This window comes from Pirellulales bacterium, assembly GCA_036267355.1.
In the GTDB taxonomy this organism is placed as follows: Bacteria; Planctomycetota; Planctomycetia; order Pirellulales; family DATAWG01; genus DATAWG01.
The window spans coordinates 21314-41553 of the sequence record DATAWG010000043.1 but is presented as its reverse complement, the minus strand read 5'-3'; the positions used below and the strand labels follow the sequence as shown (position 1 = coordinate 41553).

The window sequence follows — 20240 nt, the reverse complement described above, 5'->3', positions numbered from 1 at the left end:
GGCCAGCCACGCCTGCTGGCGTTGAATCAGCGGCATGGCGAGCGGGGCAACGATCTGGTTAGAACACTGCAAGACTTGCAGATCCCCGGCCGAAGCGCCGTGCCTCTCTTGGCCCCAGCGAGGTGATTTGGTACAAGGTGCCGCGTTGCCAAATTGCCTAACCTGACTTGCCGCAATCGCAGCGCTCGCTTGCGGCGATCTTGGCGGTGTCGCTTGTACGGATGTCGCTTGTACGGGCAGCGTTTTCCGCGTTGACCAATCGGGATCATGCCACGGACGGCTCATTGATGCACAATTTCGGACGCGCGCTAAAATTGGTTCTGCGGCATCGATGGACGCTCGTCGGCACGCTCGCCAGCGCGCTCATCGTGGCCCTCCTGTGGGGTGCCAATATCGGCGGCATGTATCCCGTGATCCAGGTGATCTTCGGCGGCCAGTCGCTGCAAAAATGGGTCAACGAGGCAATCGCCGATTCGACCAAGCGGATCGTCGATTTCGATGGGCAAATCGACCGCCAAGAAAAGGCCCTGGCCGACGCTCCCGAGGCCGGCCGGCGAGAAATGCAGGTCGCGCTCAGCGGCCTGCGTTCCGCCCGCGATATCGAGCAAAAAACACTTCTCGGCCGGCAACACCTCAAGCCCTATATCGATCGCTATCTGCCCGACGATCCGTTCCGAACGCTGATTCTAATCGTCGGCGTGCTGATGGTGGCCACGTTGTTCAAGAATTTGTGCATGGTGCTCAATTCGATTTGGGTCGACCGGCTCACGTTCATGACGACGCTCGAATTGCGCAAACAGTTCTATCGCCGCACGCTGCGCATGGACCTGGCCGGCTTCGGTCAGAACAGCAGCAGCGAATTGATGAGCCGATTCACCTATGATCTCGATAGCGTCGGCGGCGGCGTGCAGGTGTTGATGGGCCGGGCCATTCGCGAGCCGCTGAAAATGGTCGCCTGCCTGGTCGGGGCCGCGTGGATCTGCTGGCGGCTGTTGCTCGTGTCGCTGCTGGTTGCGCCGCTGGCGGCATTTCTCATCGGCCGGCTTTCCAAGGCCCTCAAACGGGCGAATCGCCGGGCCATGGAAGAAATGTCGCAACTCTATACGATCCTGCAGGAAACGTTCGGCGGCATCAAGATTGTGAAGGCTTTCACGATGGAACGCTACGAACGCCGCCGCCTCCACGAAAACAGCAAGGAACTTTATCGCAAGGCGATGAAAATCTCGCGCTACGACGCCCTCGGCCATCCAATGGTCGAAGCGATGGGCGTGGCCATGATTTGCTTGGGAATTCTCAGCGGCGCTTATCTGGTGCTCAATCAAGAAACGCGGCTGTTGGGCATCAAGATGTGCGATCGGCCGCTCGATTTGGCCGGCTTGCTCGTGTTCTACGGCATGTTGGTCGGCGCCAGCGATCCGGCAAGAAAAATGTCGGAAGTGTTCAACCGGCTGCAACGGGGAGCCGCGGCCGCCGATCGCGTCTACGAACTTCTCGATCGGGAACCGACCATTCGCAATCCGCTAAAAGCCGTCCTCCTGCCACGGCATTCGCGGGAATTGACGTTCGAAAACATTCACTTTTCCTACAAGCCCGGCCAGACGGTGCTCGACGGCCTCGATCTGCGGATACCATTTGGCGAAACAATGGCCATCGTCGGGCCCAATGGCTGCGGCAAAACGACGCTCGCCAACCTCGTCCCCCGATTCTTCGATCCCACGAGCGGCACGATCCGGCTGGATGGAACCCCCATCGCAAACGCCCGGCTTGTCGACCTGCGGCGGCAGATCGGCATCGTCACGCAAGAGCCCGTGCTGTTCGACGACACGGTGTTCAACAACATTCGCTACGGCCAGCCCGACGCCACACGGCAGCAAGTGATCGAAGCCGCGAAGCAAGCCCATGCCCATCGCTTCATCGAAAACCGGCTGGAGCACGGCTACGACACCGTGGTGGGCCAACTCGGTGGCCGACTCTCCGGCGGCGAACGCCAACGCATCGCTCTGGCCCGGGCGATCCTTCGCGACCCGGCGATTCTGATCCTCGACGAAGCCACGAGCCAGATCGATTTGGAAAGCGAACAATTGATCCACAAAGCGCTCGAGCAATTCACGCGCGGCCGAACGACCATCATCATCACCCATCGACTGGCGACGCTGGATTTAGCCGACCGTATCATGGTGATGCAAGCGGGCAAGTGCATCGACGTGGGGACGCACGCCGAACTGATATCGCGCTGCGAATTTTACCGGCGGCTCTACCAGATTCAGTTCCGCGAGATTGCATAAGGCAAAAAGGGCCGTGAGGCTGTGAGGTTTGAGGCTGTGAGGCTTTGAGGTACGAAGGCATTAGGTGCGCTTCGCGTCCTCACAGCCCGGAAATCTCACACCGCATCGACTTTCACCGCCGCCAGGACGCGAAGCGTCCGTCGTGCTTCCGTACCTCAAGCCTCACAGTCTCAAGCCTCACAGTCTTCCCCGGCACGCATTTTGCTATCCCATCGCCCGTCCTTGCTCGTCTTTTTCTGAGACAGGTTCGCGGGGCCGAAACAAAGAAGAGGCAATTCTTTGAAGTCGGGGCCGGCGAGAAGAAGAGGCGGGAAGCGACTTTTTTCTGTGCGGGCGGCAAGCGAATTTGCCGCCTTTCGTCGAGCAGAAGCGTCTGTCGTGAGAAGGGTTGACCGAATGTCGAATCCGGAATTCGGCAGGAAATTGACTCAACGCTTCGCGACAGACGGCTCAAAATTACAGGCGAGTTGGAGGCCCAAATAGAAGTGGCCGCCAGCTCGCCTGTTTCATTTTAATTGTAGCGAAATTAAACACGTGTTGCAAAACTAGACAGTGTGCCGCCCTCTCGAATCCGAGCGACCGGTGCAAACTAAAGCAAATCCGAATATTTTAGAAGAACTTTTTTTGCCGTATTCGGGAGTTGCCCCGTGGGCTGCCGAGTCATCGGATCGAGATGCGGCGAGCGGGTAGGGCGCAAATCGAAGAAAGACAGGAATAAAGCCGGCCACCCCCTGCGAATAGTCCGTTGGTTCACGGCAGGGCGAAATTGCGAAGCGGGATAATCCACCTGCTGCCTGCCGATTCGGTCCTGCAGCCATTGTCGCTCTTCAAGAACATCGATCGGCGGAAATTGGTTAATTCATCGAGACTTCGGTTAATTCGCGGTGTTTAATTGACACCATCGGTTCATGCGGTAGGATGAGGGTCGCTTCGGTTCGGGGGCTCCTTATCAGATAATCACGGCTCATCAAAAAACGCCCTTCAAGACGGCCAATTCAAAACGGTATGGAGAAGACTGCGATGACATCGCGACGAACGAGCAGCCGGCGTGTTGGAAACGCATCGCTATCACAACGAGGCGCCTCGAAAACCGGCCTGTTGAAGTGGCTTGGCTGGGGGTCCGGTGTCGGCGGAATGGCCGTTTTCTCCATGCTGGCAACTGCGGCTCCTCCCGGCTCGAAGGCCACAAGCAATCAATTGGCCGAGGTCACGACGAGCACCGAGACGAACGCCGAATCGGCTGCTCCCTCGGAGAGCGCGAAACCGGCTGAGCCCAAGGCCACCAAGGGCGCCGCGAATTCTTTCGGCATTCCGCAAGTTGCCGCAATCAACGAATTGGTTCACAAGAGTTGGACCGACCATAAGCTCACGCCGTCTCCCCTCGCCACCGACGGACAATGGTGCCGCCGAGTGTATCTCGACACCATCGGCCGCATCCCGCGCGTCGACGAACTGCAAAAATTCCTCGGCGATCATTCGGCCAACCGAAAGTTAAATCTCGTCAATCGACTCTTGGGAGACGAATACGTTGAGGACTATGCCCGCAATTGGAGCAATATCTGGACGACGATTTTGATTGGCCGTTCCGCCGGCACTAAGGCCGACGACAAGATTCCGGTCGATCGCGAGGCGATGGCCCAATGGCTGCGGCGGTCGTTCGAAAACAACAAGCCCTATAGCACGATGGTCAAGGAATTGGTGTCGGCCACGGGCGACATCAAATCGGACGACGGCGAAAACAAAGACTACAACGCAGCCGCTAACTTCCTCAGCGGCAAGATGGACGCCGACGGCATTCAGGCCACGGCCAAAACAGCCCAAATCTTCTTGGGCCTCTCAGTGCAATGCACGCAATGCCACAACCATCCGTTCAACGACTGGAAGCAAAACCAATTCTGGGAAATGAACGCTTTCTTCCGCCAGACGAAGGTCATCAAGACCATGGCCAAGAAGAAGAAAGTCGAAGATGCGAAGCTGGTTGACGTCAATTTTCGCGGCGAGGGGAGCGATCCGCAAAATGCCGAATTGTACTACGAACAACGCAACGGCATCATGCGGGTCGCCTATCCGGTGTTCGTCGATGGCACCGAAATCAGCCGCAGCGGCTATGTGAAGGATATCAATCGGCGCGACGAATTGGCCAAGATGATCGTCGCCTCGCCCTACATGAGCCGGGAGATCGTGAATCGGATGTGGGGCCATTTCATGGGCTACGGCTTCACCAAGCCCGTCGACGACATGGGTCCGCACAACCCGCCGTCCAATCCGGAATTGCTCGACCGCCTGGCTGCCGACTTCGGCGTTCATCAATATGCCAACGATGGCTATGATCTGAAGCAATTGATGCGCTGGATCGTGTTGAGCGAGCCATATAGCTTGTCGTCGCGCATCATCCCGGCCAATAAGAACGACGATCCGAACTTGGGCGAGAAGCCGCAGTTCAGCCACTTCTACCTCCGCCAGATGTCTGCCGAAGAGCTATATCAATCGCTGCTGACTGCCACCAGTGCCGATAAGACCCGTGGCAACAGCGAAGAGCAGGAAAAGGCGAAGCAGGAATGGCTCAAGCAGTTCGTGATCAATTTCGGCACCGACGATGGCGGTGAGACGACTACCTTCAACGGAAGCATTCCGCAAACGCTGATGATGTTCAACGGCACCCTGATGAAGGGGGCCACCGCAGCGGAGAAGGGGAGCGTGCTCGATTTGGTCGCCAATAATCCACGCTATTCTCCGGCCGACAAGATCAACTATCTCTATCTCGCCGGCTTGGCCCGCAAGCCAAACCACCTCGAGTTGGAACTGGCAAACGAGTTGCTTTCGGACCGGCGGGCAAATGTCGTGGCGGCCCTGCAAGACGTATGGTGGGCCGTGCTGAATAGCAACGAATTCATCCTAAACCACTAGGTCCGTGCCATTAGACGGGGAACTGTCCCTATGTTGGGAGTCCGCGGAGCAAAATGGGGACCGTCCCCCTGGCCCCGGATTTTGGCTGGCGTTGGGGAATAATTTTCGGTGTTGCAAACGAGTTAGGGTTATCGGCAAGCGAGTCAATTCAAATCCGCTTTCATTCAATCGTTCGGCCAAACCCGCCCGTTTGCGGGGGGGCCGGTAAACAGGAGGACGGCAATCAGCCGGGAGAACGCCATGAGTCTGTTTCAAGTTCCTGCGGGTATGACGAGGCGGCATTTCATGACGCACTTGGCCGGTGCCTCGGCCATGGCTGTGCCGGCTATGTCGTTCACCAACACGCTTCTGGCCAACTCGGCCGACATGAAGAAGCGCCACAAGTCGGCCATCATGTTGTGGATGGGCGGCGGTCCGGCCACGATCGACATCTGGGACCTCAAGCCAGGCGCTCCGACCGGCGGTGAATTCAAGCCGATCGCCACCACGGCCGATGGCGTGGAAATCTCCGAACACCTGCCGTTGATGGCCAAGGAAATGAAGCACATGGCGATCGTGCGCTCGATGAGCACGCGAGAAGCCGACCACAACCGTGGCCGTTACTACATGCACACCGGTTACGTGCCGAATCCGAATATCGAGTATCCGAGCTACGGTTCGGTGGTAGCGCATGAATTAGCGCCGCTCAACAAGGAACTCGAAGTTCCACCGTTCGTATCCGTCGGCGGCGCCAGTGAAGGCCCGGGTTTCCTGGGTATGTCGTGGGCGCCGTTCGTCGTCAATTCCAATGGCGACGTGCGCAACATGAACATGGGTGTCGAATCCGGCCGCGCCCAACAGCGGCTCGCCATGCTCAGCGCAATCGAAGAAGACTTCAACAAGGACGTGTCGTCCGAGTTCGGCCGCCGGGGTAGCCGGAGTTCCACGGCCGCCAGCGAGCACGAAAAGGTTCTCGCGAAAACCGTTAATCTGATGACCAGCAAGCAGATGGAAGCCTTCAAGGTCGGTTCGGAGAAGGCCGATGTCCGCGAACGCTACGGCAACACCGGTTTCGGCAAGGGCTGCTTGATGGCTCGGCGTCTGGTCGAGGCCGGCGTCCCCTTCATCGAAGTGGACCTCGGCGGCTGGGACACCCACGCCAATAACTTCACCAGCCTGAAGAACCAGAAGTTGCCCGAACTCGACAAGGCCATGAGCGCCTTGGTCAGCGATCTTTCGGATCGCGGCCTGCTCGACGACACGGTCATCATTTGGATGGGTGAGTTCGGCCGTACACCGCGCATCAACGGCAACGCCGGCCGCGACCATTGGGCCCGTAGCTGGAGCGTCGTGGTCGGTGGCGGTAGCTTCAAGCGAGGCATCGCCGTCGGCAAAACCAATGAAGATGGCACGATGGTCGAAACCGAGCCCTTCACCTCGCAAGACCTGATGGCTAGTGTCGTCAAGTCGCTCGGCATCTCACTCGACACGACCTTCACGAGCAACAACGGTCGCCCGATGAAGATCGCCAACAGCGGCAAGGTCATCAAGGAACTCTTCGCCTAAGCGGATGATCCGGCTCAGTCGACAGATTCTCAACTGAATTAGCGATCCTAAAATGCGGCCGAGTGAGGTGTAACGCTCACTCGGCCGCTCTTTTGTTGCGCTCGATCGGTTGGCCCAGCCTGATTTAATATCGCACGTTCGCCGCCATCCGACGGTCGATAGTTAGAAACGATTCCATCCGACCACCGCCGCCGGATCGGTTCGCGGCCGATCGGCCCACCAAGAGTCGAGCAGTCACGCACCTTACCGACGACCGAGGAAGAATGCCTCTCGGCGGAGCATCCTTCCTGGATGTTCGATTGGATTCGCCGCAGGGTCACTACGCGTAAGCGAGCAAGAACACTGCCGAGAACCAGCCGATCACGACCGAGGATGCTGGGTCATGGATTCAATTCTCGGGAAATTCGATTCGGCAGTCGGCTAAATCATCCGGCAATTCGCCGATGGCGGTGATTTCGTTTTTGTTGTTCGTCAGCCGTCGCAAGATGAATTCGACGTCGGCTGCGGCCAGCCAGGATTTCAGCGGCTCCAAGATCGCGTAATCCGACGTGCCACGGAACTTGATCGTTACGCAAAACCGCCGGCACCATCGTTCTGCGACCCACGTTTGCAATAATTCAATGATCCTCTCGGCCGGCGCAATCACGTCGGACAGCAGCCAATCGACCCGTTCCGCGGGCCGATAGCCAAATGCGTCGCCGCGCACGAATGCCAGCGCCGGATGGGCCATCAAATCGGCTCGCAGCGGACTGCGGTCGACGGCCAAAACGCGAGCGCCTCGCTCGAGCGCAACGTAGGCCCAACTTCCGGGGCTACTTCCCAGATCGACGCAAGTTTGCCCCGCCTCGATTCGTCGACCAAGCCGAAGCTCGGCCTCGATCAGTTTTGCAAAGGCCCGGGATGGTGCGCGGCGGTCCGCGGCAATTCCGGCGATGCCACCGCAAAACGGCGCAACCATCCGCCGCAAGCGGAACCGCAGATCGGCATCGCAGATAGACAGGAAGCCCGTGTCCGGCATCGGTAATCCGACTTGCACGAGCGCTTCGCCACGGAGCCACGGACCGTCGCCGGCAGTGAGCGAACGCAGCAATCGCCGCTGTTTCTTCTGCAAAAGCGATCCAATCTTATCGCGGATCAATTGGCAGCGCCGCGGTCGCAAGGCGCCGGAGTCGTGATAAACGCCGAACACGTGCAACCGCCATGGCCCAGCATGCCCGGCAAGTCCATCGATCATCCGCTCGCCGACGGCGCGGCTCCATTCGGAAATCGAGCTGGCGCGAATCGGTTGGGCGTTCGGCAAACACTGTGCACACAGCGCGACGCAAGGCGCACGATTCGGCTCCCCGTCAGAAAACTCGCCGACGACCCAACCCGCCGCCGCTCGAGCCGGCCGCGGATCGGGAAACACGCGCTGCAATTCGTCGGCCAGCGCCGCCTCCCATCCCGGCTCGCAAGTAAGAATAACAGGCGATGAGGCTTTGAGGCTGCGAGACTTTGAGGTCGGAAGCATCGTGGCCCGCCCGGTGGCAATCGGCAAAAATCCGGCAGCCAACGGCCGCCCGTGTCCTCACAGCCTCACAGCCTCACAGCTCACAGCCTTACAGCCTTACAGCCTTCCTTCTTCAAAACGGACAATTCGCCGTGAGGCATAACCGCCAGCCCGTGCTCGGGTGCTCGATCATGATCCGCTCGGCATGCAATAATAGCCGGTCGGCCATCACCAAGGCATCGGGGCCCGCATACAGATTATCGCCGAGGATCGGATGGCCAAGCTGCTGCATGTGAATCCGTAGTTGGTGCGACCGGCCGGTGAGCGGCGTTAGCTCGAGGCGAGTCCGATCGGGCTGCCGGCGCAGGACTCGCCAATCGGTCACGGCCATTCGCCCATGAACCGGATCGACCCGATGCCGCGGCGGATTGGCAAAGTCCCGACGCAACGGCAACTCGATCCGGCCCGATTCGTTTTCAAGGCGCCCGTGGACGACGCCGATGTATCTCTTTTCGACCAGCCGTTCTTGGAACTGCCGGCTCAAATGCCGTTGCGATTGCGGATCGAGGGCGAACAGGATCAGGCCCGACGTGTCGCGATCCAGCCGATGAACTACGAGCGCCCGCGGAAATTGCTGCTGCACTTGATGGGCCAGATTTTCTTGATTCTCCGGTCCCAATCCCGGCACGGCCAGCAGACCCGAGAGCTTGTCGATCGCCAGCAGCCGCTCATCTTGGAACACGATTTTTAGCGCCAACGTTGCCCGCCCATCTCGATTTCTTGTCGCGAATGATTCGGACCGCGCCGTGCTCGACACGAGTGTTGGTTCGAGCCGCTTTGCTTAAAATGGCGTAATGCCAACTATGCCCACGATCGCGACATCGCGCCTCCTGCTGCGGCCGTGGCGCGATTCCGATCTTCCCGCGTTCGCGGTCCTCAACGCCGATCCTCGCGTGATGGAGTTTTTTCCAAAATTGCTCGACCGATCGGAAAGCGATCGGGCCGCGGCCGCCATTCGGGAGAGTGGTGCGTCGCGGGGTTTCGGTCTTTGGGCCGTGGAAATTCCGAACGCCGCGCCGTTCATTGGGTTCGTCGGTTTGAGCATGCCGCGGTTCGAATCTCATTTTACGCCGTGCGTCGAAATCGGCTGGCGGTTGGCATTCGAGCATTGGAACCACGGCTTTGCAACCGAGGCGGCGCAGGCCGCGGTCCGATTTGCTTTCGAGCAGCTTGAGCTCGACGAACTTGTCTCGTTTACGGTGCCGGCGAATCGTCGCTCGCGGCGTGTTATGGAGCGGCTCGGAATGTCGCACGACCCGGCCGACGATTTCGACCACCCGGCGCTGCCCCCTGGCCACCCGATTTGTCGGCACGTGCTGTATCGACTGCCCCGGCATCGCAGCGACTGTGCCGGCGAACAGCCGTCGGCCGAGCCGCCGCATGACCGTTGACCAAGCCCGAGCATCTACGCGCCCGAGCGTAAAGGTGTTAAACTCCTGCGGAGCATTTTCGCGAGAAAACTCGCTCGACGGCAAGTCGCTTTTTCGGCAATTCATTTGCCGATGGGCAATGGATACCCGGTAGTGTAATGGTAACACTAGGGATTTTGGCTCCCTCATTCTAGGTTCGAGTCCTAGCCGGGTAGCTTGTTTTCGGTTCGACATCGCGAATCAGATTCGCCCGGCGATTGTCGGCAGATTGAGCCAAGCCGGCAAAACAAAGCATCTGTATCGAACGTCCGCAGGTCGCTCCGTGCGGATGGCAGGCAATGCGGTGGTTGCCTTTTCCGCGTGTCCGCAACTCCGAGAATCGAGAACCGCCAGGTCGGATTTTGTTGACGTTGGCCTGCGGAAGTCCTACCATCGAAAGAAGCGGCGGATGGCCTTAACGGCTTTGCGCCGCCCCGCCCGGCGGCCCTGATATTGTCGCCTCGAAATCAAGCCTACGCTCTTTCCGATGGAGGCCGAAAATGCTGCGGATTTACAACGGACGGACCGCTGCGTATTGCGACGGCTTGAGCCGCCGAAGCTTTTTGCAGCTTGGCGTTGCCGGTGTCGCGTCGGTTAGCCTGGCCGACGTGTTGCGAGCCAAGGCCCAATCCGCGGAAGCGGGCGTTCCGCCGAAAGACACGGCAGTCATCCTGCTATGGCTCGACGGCGGCCCCAGCCATCTCGACACCTACGACATGAAGCCCGACGCGCCGTCGGAATTCCGCGGCATGTGGCGGCCCATCAAGACCAATGTGCCCGGCATCGAATTCACGGAGCTGTTTCCGCTGCAAGCCAAGGTCGCCGACAAGTTCTCGATCGTTCGCTCGCTGTACCACAACGACGGCGATCATTTCGGCGGCGCCCACCGCATGCTGACCGGTCGCGGGGGCGTCAACGGCGCGAGCACGGCAGGCAGGGCGCCCAGCTTCGGCTCGATTGCTGCGAAGGTTTGCGGTGCCCGCAAGCATGGGATGCCGCCGTACATCGCGGTACCCTATGCGTCCTCGGTCGGCTTGCGGCCGGGTTATTTTGCCGGCAACTACCTGGGCAACGAGTACAACCCATTTGAAACCGAAGGCGACGCCAACAGCCCGAATTTCAAGGTCAACCGCTTCGACTTGCCCCAGGGGCTGACGCTCGACCGGTTGCAAAGCCGCCGCAGCCTCAGGCTCGAGCTCGACCGGATGCGCGCGGCCGCGGATTTGTCCAAGACGATGGACGCCATGGACAAATTCGACCGGCAGGCGTTCGAGTTCATTTCCGGCGACACGGCTCGGAAGGCATTCGACCTCTCGAGCGAACCCGCGCATCTGCGCGACACGTATGGGCGCACGAGCTTTGGCCAGAGCACGCTGCTGGCCCGGCGGCTTGTCGAGGCAGGCGCCACGTTCGTCACGGTCCACTTCGGCGGCTGGGATCATCACTGGAATTTGCAGGCCGGCTATGAAAATTACCTACCGCAAGTCGACGCCGCAGTCTCCGGTTTGTTCGAAGACCTTGCCCAGCGCGGGCTTTTGGAAAAGGTGCTGGTGGTCATGTTCGGCGAATTTGGCCGAACGCCGCGTATGAACAACGGCCTTGGCCGAGGGAAGCCGGGGCGCGACCATTGGGGCAACGCGATGTCGTGCCTGATCGGCGGCGGCGGCGTGAAGGGAGGACGAATCGTGGGGGCGACGAATCGCGCAGGAGAAATTCCGGCCCATCGACCCGTTACGCCGCAGGATCTGCACGCCACGATCTATCAAGTCTTGGGCGTCGATCCGTATATCAAATTCTTAGACCGTTCGGGCCGGCCGGTGTCGGCCGTCGACAACGGCTCGGCAATCAGCGAACTGTTCTGAAACGCCAGCGGCCAACGATCAAAAGCTCGCCCTTGGCTGGGCGGAAGCGCACGGCCCTTCGCCATCGACTGCCTTCGCCAAAGGATGCGCTCGGGAGCATCACCGGAGAGCGTTGCGGGCCGGGCCGCTTGCGGACGATTGCGCGACGAATTCGATGCGCGGAGGCTGTTGCAGCGTTGTGGAATGCAAATCTCTTCGCTGCCCGCTCACCGCCCCCGCCAAGGTCGAGAGAATGGCAGACTCATTTTGCCTCGGATGATCCGGGTGGAGGGCAAGGCGTTTAAGCCCAAATAAACTGAATGTCAAGGCGGATATAGCGAACGGCAAACCACAGGGTGACAGCGCGGCCAAAGGCCGCTCTCGTGTGCCACTGGCTCGGCCAGTGTGAACTGCGATAGAAAAAGTGGATTCCGCCGAGACAAGTAAGACGCTGAACACGGCTCGGGCCACCCCGTACTGGCAATTCGAGCAAGACGCGCCGCGCCTTCGATGCGCACGATGGTGCGCGCCCTCTCGCGCGGGGTATAATTGCGATCGTGAGGCGTGTGAGAAATTGCGCGGCATCGAGCAAACGAACGGCGGGAGCGCGCGTTTCGACGAGTCGCGCAGGTCGATTAGGATGTGTTTCATGCGCGGCAAGCGGCTTGTGCCAATCACGAATATTCTGCTGCCGATCCTCGGATCGATTCTCGGCAGCACACTCAGCGGCGGGGGCCTGATTTGCAGCGGCGCCGAGGCGGCCGCTCCGCAAACAGATGCGCGACAGTTCGACAATGTGATCCGCCCGATTCTGGCGGCCAATTGTCTGGCATGCCATAGCGGCCAAAAGCCGAAGGGCGATTTTCGGCTGGATCAACTCAAGCCCGACTTCGACGACGAAGCGACTTGCGATCGCTGGTTGATGGTTTTCGACCGCGTTTCGGCCGGTGAGATGCCGCCGAAAGCCAAACCGCGACCACCCGCGAAAGACGTCGCTCGTTTGACCGATTGGATCAGCGGCCGGGCCGAGGCTGCGGCAGCGACGAATCCGACTCAGGGAAGAGTCGTGTTGCGACGCCTCAACCGCACCGAATACGAAAACACCGTCCGCGATCTGCTGGGAGTCGAAGTGGACCTGAAGGATGCATTGCCGTTGGACTCGTCGGCCAATGGATTCGACAATGTGGGCGGCGCGTTGCACACTTCGTCGTTCTTGATCGAGAAATATCTCGATGCCGCCAATATCGCGCTCGATCAGGCGATCGCCAACCGCCCGCGACCGAGTTCCGTGTTTCGGCGCTACGTGTTGAAAAACCAGCATCCGATTCTCAAGGCCGAGGAAAAGGTGTTTCGCACGGTCGGCGACGGTGTTGTGCTCTTCACATCGTCGCACTGGGACGCTTTGTCGATCTCCGATTGGTGGCCCGAAGAGCGCGGCCGCTATCGCTTCCGCATTTCGGCATCGACGATCCAAAGCTCGAAGCCGGTGACATTCCGCGTTTGGAACGGCAATGGCGGCATGGGCGGGGCGCCAGGCCATTTGGTCGGCTACTTCGACGCGCCGATCGAGCAAGCGAAAGTATTCGAGTTCGTCGATCACGTCGAGCGGCACACGGGCATTTCGATTTTGCCCTATGGCCTGCCGAATGCCGGTGAAGTAGACAAGATCGGCGCCGACAAATGGCCGGGCGCGGGATTGTTCGTGCGATGGGTGGAAATCGAAGGGCCGCTCAACGACGTTTGGCCCCCCGAAAGCCATCGGCGGATTTTCGGCGATCTCAAGCAAGTGAAATCGATGACCAATTATGGCGATCGCTTCGAGGTTGTTTCGCCGAACGCGCATGCCGACGCGGAAAGGATCCTGCGCAACTTTGCCCGCCGGGCATTTCGTCGAACGGTGGGCGACGACGAGGTCCGGCCTTATCTCGCTCTGGTGGATGAAAAGCTGGTCGAGAAGCGGTCTTTCGAGCAGGCCGTGCGGTGCGGCCTGCTGGCGATGATGATCTCGCCCGACTTTCTTTTTTTCCACGAAACCGGCGTGCTGCCCAAGGTCGCCGCTGCAAAAAGCGGGACCGCACGTTCTCGTTTGGCGCTCGACGATTTCGCGCTGGCGAATCGGCTTTCGTATTTCCTTTGGACCACGATGCCCGATGAAGAATTGATGTCGCTCGCGGAAAAGCATGAGCTCGGCAAGCCGGAGACATTGCGCCGGCAGGTCGATCGAATGCTCGACGATCCGAAAGCCGCGGCGCTGTCGAAAAACTTCGTCGGCCAATGGCTCGCGCTGCGCGATATCGAGGCCACGGAGCCGAGCGAGATTCTATATCCCGAGTTCGACGACATGCTGAAAGCGTCGATGGTGCGCGAAACCGAGTTGTTCTTTTCCGAAATTCTGAAGCACGATCTGAGCGTGTCCAATTTCATCGACAGCGATTTCTCGATGCTCAACGGCCGGCTCGCCAAGCTTTATGGCATCCCTGGCGTCGAAGGTTGGGAATTCCGCAAGGTGCCGCTGCCCGCAAATTCACATCGCGGCGGGGTGTTGACGATGGCCAGCGTGTTGAAGGTGACGGCCAATGGCACGACCACATCGCCCGTGCTTCGCGGCGCGTGGATCCTCGACCACATTCTCGGCACGCCGCCGCCGCATCCGCCCGCCGATGTTCCCGCCATCCAGCCCGACACGCGCGGCGCCACCACGATCCGCGAGCAATTGGCAAAGCATCGGCAACTTGCCTCCTGTGCCGCTTGCCACCGCAAGATCGACCCGCCCGGCTTCGCGCTCGAAAGCTTCGACGTGATCGGCGGCTGGCGGGAAAACTATCGCACCACGGGTCTGGGCAAAGAAGTGGTGGTCGCTGGCCGCCGAATGCCTTATCTTAAAGGTCCAAAGGTCGATTCATCGGGCGAGCTGCCCGACGGTCGGCTGTTTGCAAATATCGATGACTTCAAGAAGCTGCTCTTGGTCGACCAACGCCAGTTCGCTCGTGCATTGACGGAAAAGTTGGTGACATACGCTACGGGCGGCCCGCCGGAAGCGGGCGATCGCGCCGCAATCGAAGCGATCGTCGACCGTGTAGGCAGCAAGAACTACGGCCTGCGATCGTTGATACACGAGATCGTCGAAAGCGATTTGTTCCGAACGAAGTAAGAGGGCTCTGAGGTTTGAGGTACGAGAGCATGACGGACGCTGCGCGTCCTACAGGATCTCGACTCAACGCCTCAACGTCTCAAAGTTTCAAAGTCTCAAAGCTTCAAAGTCTCATTTTATGTCCCATAAATCGCCAGCGTATGCGGCCGCTGAAGCCGCACGATTGAGCCGCCGCCGTCTGCTGAAAACCGCCGGCGCGGCGGTGGCGCTGCCGCTATTGGATTATTTTCAACCGCGCGGCTTTGGTGCGAGCGCGGCGCCGCCGGTTCGCCGCTTGGTTTGCATTTGCACGCCATTGGGGCTGCATCCGGAGTTTTTCTTTCCGGCCAAGCCCGGCGCGGACTATGAATCGACTCCGTATCTCGATGTGGTGCGCGAATTCCGCGAGGATTTCAGCGTGATTTCCGGCCTCTCGCATCCCGATGTCGGCGCCAGCCACGATTCGATCTATAGCTTTCTCACCGCGGCGCCGCATCCCGAAATCCGCGGCGGATTTCGCAACGCGATTAGCCTCGACCAGATTGCGGCTGAGAAGATCGGCGATCAGACGCGATTTCGCAGCCTGTCGCTTTCCGAAGAGGGGTTTGGATTGTCGTGGACTCGAAGCGGCGCGCTGATCCCGACCGACACTTCTCCCTCCGCGCTGTTTGCCCGGTTGTTTATCGAAGGGCGGCCCGACGAGGTTCGGGCTCAGGCGCAGCGTTTGCGCGACGGACAAAGCATTCTCGACTCCGTCAGCGGGCAGGCGAAGTCGATCCATTCGGCCTTGGGTTCGCGCGACCGCGAGAAACTCGACGAATATTTCAGCAGCGTCCGCGAACTCGAGCGCCGCATGGCTACCAGCGAGGAATGGGCGAAGAAGCCAAAGCCCAACGTCGACGCCAAACCGCCGCAAGACGATAACAACCCCGCCGATCTGATCGGCAAGACTCGGCTGATGTTCGATCTGATTCATCTGGCGCTGCAAACCGACTCCACCCGGATTATCACGATCCTGCTCTTGGGCACGAGCCTCGTGCCGCCGGTTGCCGGCGTGTCGATGGGCCACCACGATCTCTCGCACCATGGACAGGATCCGAAAAAGATCGCGCAGCTTCGATTGATCGAACTCGAAAAAATGAAGACCGTGCGCGAATTGCTGGCGAAGCTCAAAACGACGCGCGAGCACGATGCGACGCTTCTCGACCGCACCTCGCTCTTCTTCAGCAGCAATCTCGGCAACGCGGCCAACCACTCGACGAAAAATCTGCCGGTTCTGCTCGCCGGCGGAGGATTTCGACACGGCAAACATCTGGCGTGCGATCCGAAAAACCCGCCGCCGCTGTCGAATCTTTACGTATCGCTTCTGCAAAGGCTGGGCATCGAAACCGACCGATTCGGTTCGAGCACCGGCACACTCTCGGGCTTGGAATTGCGAAGCTAGCCGCGGCCGCCAGGACGGCGCGGCCGGCAGGAAACTGCGAATCAACGAAGTTGGAGTTCACGCTTTGGCGTGTTGGCCGGCGGCACGCTCAAGCTTGAACTTCAACGAAATCACCGTGCGTTTCTAGGCGCATCAAATGGGCACGAGCGGAGAATCGCGATGAAACGAAATCGGTGGCTCGCCATGGTGTTGGGGATGCTGGCGCTGTTGATTGTCCTGGTCATTCATGGGTCCTGGTCCGCGGTGCGGGCAGACTTGCCGCAATCGACGGCGACGCAAATTTTTCAGCCGAGCTTCGAGGAATGGGCGTTCGTCTACCTCACGGCCTGCTATCGCGACTACAGCAGTCAAACGCATTTCGTCAGCGTCGGGCGCCAGTCGATCAACGGGCGCGAGCGATTCATGATCGTCGGCAGCTATTCGAAGAATCCGCAGGGGCAAGCTTGGTTCGATCGAATCGGCTCGCAAATTCGCAAGGCCGTCGAAGCCGATTGCAAACGCTGGACTGCCGAGGGATTTCCGATCAGCCTCAACGATTTTCAAATCGATATCAGCCCGGTGGTCGAAAAGCCGGCTGAAAAACCGCAGTGACACCACTGATAGAATGAGAGGCGCTTTGATTCGCCGCTCGGCCGCTTCGGTGATTTAGGAGCATTCGAGTGCGAGGTTCAACCGCATTAGACGGCGGTTTGGATTCTTGGATCGATCCATCGATACGAAATGTCGACGATCAAATTGGCGACAACCACCAGCAGCGCGCTGAACAACACCGTGCCCATGATCATTGGCACATCGAGATTAAACACGCTTTGCACCGCCAGCGTGCCGATGCCGGGAAGTGCGAACACGTTTTCCACGAACAGAACTCCGCCAAGCAAACCCGCCACGTCCATCCCCAGGATCGTGACGACCGGAATCATCGCATTGCGCAGCGCATGCTTGAAAAGCACCGCTCGCTCCGATACGCCCTTGGCTCGGGCAGTGCGGATGTATTCGCTCTGGAGCACTTCGCACATATTGGTGTGGATGAGCCGGGCGTAATACCCGATGAACAAGATCGCCAACACCATTCCCGGAAGCAGCAAATGCACGAAGCTGCGAAAGAGCGCAACGGGAAACCAGCCGAGTTTGTAGGCCAGCCAGTATTGCATCATGCGGGCGAGCCAGAAGGCCGGCAGCGAAAGCGACACGGTGGCGACGATCAGCGCGCCCCGATCGAACCACGAACCACGCAGCCTCGCCGTCAACACACCGAGCGGAACGGCGATGATCATCCACATCGCCACCGCCACCGCAGACAGAGCGGTCGTTGCCGGCAGCCGGGTGAGTATGGCTTGGGTCACCGATTGCCCCGTGACATACGACTGCCCCAAATCGCCGCGCGCCAATTGTGCCAGATAGTGCCCGAGGCGCACGATCAGCGGCTGGTCGAAATGATAAGCTTCGCGAATCTGGGCGATGACTTCCGGGCTGGCTTTGGGGCCGGCGATCAAATGCGCGGCATCGCCCGGAACGACATTGATCAAGAGAAACGTCAAGACGGCTGTCGCCAGGAGCGTCATGATCGACCAGAATATCCGCACGAGCAGTCGAGCAATCATCGTTCGATCCAGGCATTCTCGAGCCGCGAGGGCCAGATAGCGCGTGGTCTGACGCCCTTGAGCCAGGGTTGATGAAGTTCGTCGGAATCCACCTGGATGAGAAACAAATACGGCGCGTCGTCGAACACCTGTTCCTCGATGCGCTCGTAAATTCGCAACCGTTTGGCGGAGTCGAATTCTTCCGTGCCCAGGTGGAAGAGTCGATTCACCTTCTCGCTGGAATAGAAAGCCGTGTTGATGCAACCGTCGTCGGCGATGCGCTCGCCGTTGACCAGCGTATTCAGCGTGTCTGCAGGATCGCTGAAATTGGGAGACCAATCCCACACTTCCATGGGAACGGTTTTCCGCTTTTGGCCGATATAGACCGCTTGACCTTGGACCTTCTTCAATTCCACCTTGACGCCGACCGCCGCCAGATCGCGCTCGACGACCAGAGCGGCCTTCATGAATAGCTCGCTATCGGAAGCGACGACCAACTCGGTGTCGAAACCCTGCGGATATCCAGCCTCGGCCAAGAGCGCCCGGGCCCGATCGGGGTCATAAGGATACGGCAGCATCTTTTCGTTGTAGGCCCTGTTGACGGGCGTCAGCAGCCCGTGGGCAATCGATCCTCGATCGAGCATCACTTTGAGAATGCGGCGCTTATCGACGGCGTAGTTCATCGCTCGCCGCACGCGGGGATCGTTGAACGGTGGCAACTCGCAATTCAGAGAGATGAAAATCACATCGCCGCCCGTGACAGGATACATGCAGCGCCGCAGCGCCGGACTGCGCTTGAGACGCAAGTAGTCGGCCGATGAGACCATCGAGACATAATCCAATTCTCCCCGCTCGAACATCATGATTTCCGTTGCGGCATCCGGTCCGATCGCAATTTCGACATGATCGAGATAAGGCTCGGCGGGCCGGAAATAGTTCGGATTGCGATCGAGTCGAAGCTTGATTCCGGGCGACCATTGGGCCAGCACGAAAGGTCCGCAGCCGACCGGATGCGCGGCAAACGCCGGCCCAAGCCGTTCGACTTCTTCCCGCGGGACGACGAACGACACGGGCGTCGCCAAAACGTCGGAAAAGATCGGGTCGGGCTTTTCCAGATGAATCTGCAAAGTGTAGCGATCGACGGCCCGCAGCCCCGACACCGTTTTGGGCTCGATGGTTCGCGGCGCGGTTGCCGCCGCCGCTCCCGCCGCCTGCTCCTTCTCTCTGGCCGCCGTGAAAGCAGTCGCGCCGCTAATATTGATGTAATAGTTCGAATAGCTTGAATTGTTCCGCGGATCGAGATGACGCTCGATCGAGTAGACCCAGTCGCTTGCCACAACCTCGCGCGCGTTCGAGAAACGCACGCCGTGCCGCAGCGGAAACGTGTAGGTCAAGCGATCCGGCGAAATCTGCGGCAGCGTTTCGGCCATCATGGGAATAAGTCTTTCGTTCTGATCGAAATCGAGCAGCGATCGATACACCATGTAACCCGCGATCCCTTCGAAGGCACTATAAATCGCCGTCGGATCGAGCGAATGGATATCCGAGGAAGTGTCCAATCGCAACACGCCGCCGCGCTTCGGAGCCGGCTGCGGCACGATTTTCGGCTCGCCGGCGCCGCGGGCGATCGAAGCACAGAGAAGCACGGCGAGCGGAACGATCGCGAATTTGGGGATCATCGGCGCCGCGCCTCCATCGCTTCCTGCAAGCCCTGCCCCAGTAGATTCAGCGCCAGCACTGTCACCAGGATTGCAATCCCCGGCACGATCACAATATGCGGTGCGGTGACGAAGTAGGGCTGGCCGTCGGCGATCATGCCGCCCCAGGTCGGCGCGGGCTCCGGCACGCCGATTCCCAGGTAGCCCAAGCCCGCCTCCAGCAAGATCGTGTTGGCGGTGTTCATCGCGGCCAGCACGATGATCGTGGACAAGATATTGGGCAGGATGTGCCGCCAGATGAGACGCGCGTTCGACGCTCCGAGCGCCCGGGCCGCCTCCACGAACGGTCGCTCCTTCATTTCCAGCACTTGGCCGCGAACGACTCGAACCATGCCCGGCCAGGAGACGAATCCGATAATTAGCAGCAAGCTGAAGACTCCGCGTTCCAGGCGAATATCCAGGAAATGCCACGGGAGCGCTGCCGGATGGAGATGAACGATTCGGCCATCCATCACGGCCGCAAAGGCAATTGCCAGTAGAATCGCGGGCAGCGACAGGTTCATATCCGTGAAGCGCAGCAGACCGGTTTCCAGCAACCCGCCATAGAATCCAGCGAGCAAGCCAATCGCGACGCCGATGAGCGTGGCGACAAGCATCGCGGCAATGCCGACGGTGAGCGAAACCCGTGCGCCGTAGACGACACGGGAGAGGATATCCCGGCCCATTTGATCGGCGCCGAGCGGGAAGGCACGCGATGGCGGGGCCGGCATCCCATCTTCATCAAGGCCGGCTAACGCCTGTTCGTCCGGTGGACGAAGCAAGCCGGCGCGCGTCAGCGCAGGCGCTGCGATCGCAACAAAGGCCAGCAGACCGACAATCGCGCCCCCGATCC

The 20240-nt window shown here is 59.7% G+C and carries 13 protein-coding genes and 1 tRNA gene; 9 read left to right on the top strand and 5 right to left on the bottom strand.

Features of this window, described 5'->3' with window-relative positions:
- The first annotated feature begins 167 nt into the window (after positions 1-167).
- The 3 genes from VHX65_07560 (at position 168) to VHX65_07550 (ending at position 6737) form a co-directional block, all read left to right on the top strand.
- Positions 168-2285, top strand: coding sequence for an ABC transporter ATP-binding protein (locus VHX65_07560; GenBank protein ID HEX3998388.1), 2118 nt, complete (start codon positions 168-170; stop codon positions 2283-2285).
- 1134 nt (positions 2286-3419) lie between these two features.
- A complete protein-coding gene (locus tag VHX65_07555; protein ID HEX3998387.1) occupies positions 3420-5192 on the top strand; it encodes a DUF1549 domain-containing protein in 1773 nt (590 codons plus the stop codon).
- A gap of 240 nt (positions 5193-5432) precedes the next feature.
- On the top strand, positions 5433-6737 hold the full coding sequence (locus tag VHX65_07550) for a DUF1501 domain-containing protein (GenBank protein HEX3998386.1): 1305 nt from the start codon (positions 5433-5435) through the stop codon (positions 6735-6737).
- Between the two features lie 388 nt (positions 6738-7125).
- Here VHX65_07550 and VHX65_07545 read toward each other — a convergent pair whose 3' ends face one another.
- Positions 7126-8247 (bottom strand): SAM-dependent methyltransferase, encoded by a 1122-nt coding sequence (locus tag VHX65_07545; protein HEX3998385.1) that lies wholly within the window; start codon positions 8245-8247, stop codon positions 7126-7128.
- 112 nt (positions 8248-8359) lie between these two features.
- Positions 8360-8983, bottom strand: a complete 624-nt coding sequence (locus VHX65_07540; protein ID HEX3998384.1) for an RluA family pseudouridine synthase — start codon at positions 8981-8983, stop codon at positions 8360-8362.
- 106 nt (positions 8984-9089) lie between these two features.
- Between VHX65_07540 and VHX65_07535 the strand changes: the two genes are divergently transcribed.
- The 6 genes from VHX65_07535 to VHX65_07510 all read left to right on the top strand — a co-directional run bounded on the left by VHX65_07535 (position 9090) and on the right by VHX65_07510 (position 16701).
- Positions 9090-9677, top strand: coding sequence for a GNAT family N-acetyltransferase (locus VHX65_07535; GenBank protein ID HEX3998383.1), 588 nt, complete (start codon positions 9090-9092; stop codon positions 9675-9677).
- 123 nt (positions 9678-9800) lie between these two features.
- Positions 9801-9871 (top strand) — tRNA-Gln (locus VHX65_07530).
- Between the two features lie 324 nt (positions 9872-10195).
- Positions 10196-11557, top strand: coding sequence for a DUF1501 domain-containing protein (locus VHX65_07525; GenBank protein HEX3998382.1), 1362 nt, complete (start codon positions 10196-10198; stop codon positions 11555-11557).
- A gap of 628 nt (positions 11558-12185) precedes the next feature.
- Entirely contained in the window at positions 12186-14687 is a 2502-nt protein-coding gene (locus VHX65_07520; protein ID HEX3998381.1) for a DUF1592 domain-containing protein, read from the top strand.
- A gap of 118 nt (positions 14688-14805) precedes the next feature.
- Positions 14806-16110, top strand: a complete 1305-nt coding sequence (locus tag VHX65_07515) for a DUF1552 domain-containing protein (protein ID HEX3998380.1) — start codon at positions 14806-14808, stop codon at positions 16108-16110.
- A gap of 159 nt (positions 16111-16269) precedes the next feature.
- Complete coding sequence (locus tag VHX65_07510) at positions 16270-16701, top strand: hypothetical protein (protein ID HEX3998379.1); 432 nt, start codon at positions 16270-16272, stop codon at positions 16699-16701.
- An 86-nt stretch (positions 16702-16787) separates the two neighbouring features.
- Here VHX65_07510 and VHX65_07505 read toward each other — a convergent pair whose 3' ends face one another.
- Genes VHX65_07505 through VHX65_07495 form a run of 3 tightly spaced genes read right to left on the bottom strand, consistent with a single transcriptional unit; the run spans position 16788 to position 20169 of the window.
- Positions 16788-17711 (bottom strand): ABC transporter permease, encoded by a 924-nt coding sequence (locus tag VHX65_07505; GenBank protein ID HEX3998378.1) that lies wholly within the window; start codon positions 17709-17711, stop codon positions 16788-16790.
- Positions 17708-19369: an ABC transporter substrate-binding protein gene (locus VHX65_07500; protein HEX3998377.1), complete on the bottom strand. Its 1662-nt coding sequence runs from the start codon at positions 19367-19369 to the stop codon at positions 17708-17710. The genes VHX65_07505 and VHX65_07500 overlap by 4 nt, the downstream gene beginning before the upstream one ends.
- Entirely contained in the window at positions 19366-20169 is an 804-nt protein-coding gene (locus VHX65_07495; protein ID HEX3998376.1) for an ABC transporter permease, read from the bottom strand. The genes VHX65_07500 and VHX65_07495 overlap by 4 nt, the downstream gene beginning before the upstream one ends.
- Between the last annotated feature and the right edge of the window lie 71 nt (positions 20170-20240).